The sequence below is a fragment of the Mesorhizobium ciceri biovar biserrulae genome (genome assembly GCF_001618845.1).
Taxonomy (GTDB): Bacteria; Pseudomonadota; Alphaproteobacteria; order Rhizobiales; family Rhizobiaceae; genus Mesorhizobium; species Mesorhizobium ciceri.
Genome location: NZ_CP015064.1, coordinates 5,385,001 through 5,387,500, shown reverse-complemented (window position 1 = coordinate 5,387,500; position 2,500 = coordinate 5,385,001). Strand labels below are relative to the sequence as shown.

Here is a 2,500-nt window from a genome sequence, read left to right as displayed (position 1 = left end):
GAGGACCGAACCCATAACTGTTGCAATAGTTCGGGATGACTTGTGGCTAGGGGTGAAAGGCCAATCAAACTCGGAAATAGCTGGTTCTCCGCGAAATCTATTTAGGTAGAGCGTCGACCGAATACCCCAGGGGGTAGAGCACTGGATGGGCTAGGGGTCCTCACCGGATTACCAAACCTAACCAAACTCCGAATACCTGGGAGTACTAGTCGGCAGACACACGGCGGGTGCTAACGTCCGTCGTGAAAAGGGAAACAACCCTGACCTACAGCTAAGGTCCCCAAGTTATGGCTAAGTGGGAAAGGATGTGAGGATCCCAAAACAACCAGGATGTTGGCTTAGAAGCAGCCATCATTTAAAGAAAGCGTAACAGCTCACTGGTCTAAATAAGGGTCTTTGCGCCGAAAATGTAACGGGGCTAAAGCCATACACCGAAGCTTAGGGTTTGGTCCGCAAGGGCCAAGCGGTAGCGGAGCGTTCTGTAAGCTGATGAAGCCATACCCGTGAGGGGTGGTGGAGGTATCAGAAGTGCGAATGCTGACATGAGTAACGTAAGGGGAGTGAGAGACTCCCCCGCCGAAAGACCAAGGGTTCCTGCTTAAAGCTAATCTGAGCAGGGTTAGCCGGCCCCTAAGACGAGGCGGAAACGCGTAGTCGATGGGAACCACGTTAATATTCGTGGGCTTGGAGGTAGTGACGGATCATTGAGGTAGTCCAATCTTATCGGATTGAACGGGCTGCTGCGTGGTTCCAGGAAATAGCTCCTCCTTATAAACCGTACCCGAAACCGACACTGGTGGTCTGGTAGAGTATACCAAGGCGCTTGAGAGAACTATGCTGAAGGAACTCGGCAAATTGCACGCGTAACTTCGGAAGAAGCGTGACCCTTTTCTACGCAAGTAGAGGAGGGTGGCACAGACCAGGGGGTAGCGACTGTTTATCAAAAACACAGGGCTCTGCGAAGTCGCAAGACGACGTATAGGGTCTGACGCCTGCCCGGTGCTGGAAGGTTAAGAGGAGGGGTGCAAGCTCTGAATCGAAGCCCCAGTAAACGGCGGCCGTAACTATAACGGTCCTAAGGTAGCGAAATTCCTTGTCGGGTAAGTTCCGACCTGCACGAATGGCGTAACGACTTCCCCGCTGTCTCCAGCATAGACTCAGTGAAATTGAATTCCCCGTGAAGATGCGGGGTTCCTGCGGTTAGACGGAAAGACCCCGTGCACCTTTACTATAGCTTTACATTGGCATTCGTAGTGGCATGTGTAGGATAGGTGGTAGGCTTTGAAGCCTGGGCGCCAGCTCAGGTGGAGCCACCCTTGAAATACCACCCTTATTACTATGGATGTCTAACCGCGGCCCGTTATCCGGGTCCGGGACAATGTATGGTGGGTAGTTTGACTGGGGCGGTCGCCTCCTAAAGAGTAACGGAGGCGCGCGATGGTGGGCTCAGAACGGTCGGAAATCGTTCGCTGAGTGCAATGGCATAAGCCTGCCTGACTGCGAGACTGACAAGTCGAGCAGAGACGAAAGTCGGTCATAGTGATCCGGTGGTCCCGCGTGGAAGGGCCATCGCTCAACGGATAAAAGGTACGCCGGGGATAACAGGCTGATGACCCCCAAGAGTCCATATCGACGGGGTTGTTTGGCACCTCGATGTCGACTCATCGCATCCTGGGGCTGGAGCAGGTCCCAAGGGTATGGCTGTTCGCCATTTAAAGCGGTACGTGAGTTGGGTTCAGAACGTCGTGAGACAGTTCGGTCCCTATCTGCCGTGGGTGTAGGAATATTGAAAGGATCTGTCCCTAGTACGAGAGGACCGGGATGGACGGATCTCTGGTGGACCTGTTGTGGCGCCAGCCGCATAGCAGGGTAGCTATATCCGGACGGGATAACCGCTGAAGGCATCTAAGCGGGAAACCCACCTTAAAACGAGTATTCCCTGAGAACCGTGGAAGACGACCACGTTGATAGGCCGGGTGTGGAAGAGCGGCAACGCTTGAAGCTTACCGGTACTAATAGTTCGATCGGCTTGATCGTTCTCATTCCTTATGCCCATCTGACAAAGTCAGATGGTCTGTTCTCACTCACGCTTGTTCCGCCCTGCGGGCGGCGCTACGTGGGTGCGGCGCATCAGCGCCGACGGTCGACCTTGCGAAGCTTCGCTTCGAAAGGCGCCAGACCAAGAACCGTAAAGGCACACAAAGACCAGCGAACAGCCCCGAGAGGCACCCGACAGCTCCGCTGCCGATGTCTCTTTGTGCGCCTTCGCTCAAAAGCTTCTCGAACAACGTGCGTTTTGCCGACCTGGTGGTTATGGCGGAGCGGCTGCACCCGATCCCATTCCGAACTCGGCCGTGAAACGCTCCAGCGCTGATGGTACTTCGTCTCAAGACGCGGGAGAGTAGGTCGCTGCCAGGTCTGCCAAACGCACGTTGATCTCACATCCAAATCGGATGGAGAAAAATCTTCTCTTTATGAAATGGCCCGCCAAGGGATCACG

Annotated in this window: 2 rRNA genes (1 of these 2 cut by a window edge); both read left to right on the top strand. The window is 54.5% G+C overall.

Annotation, left to right across the window (positions count from 1 at the left end):
* Window positions 1-2,037: ribosomal RNA gene (locus tag A4R29_RS25375) — 23S ribosomal RNA — on the top strand (it extends 785 nt beyond the left edge of the window).
* 266 nt (window positions 2,038-2,303) lie between these two features.
* A 5S ribosomal RNA gene (gene rrf, locus A4R29_RS25370) occupies window positions 2,304-2,418 on the top strand.
* The last annotated feature ends 82 nt before the right edge of the window (window positions 2,419-2,500 follow it).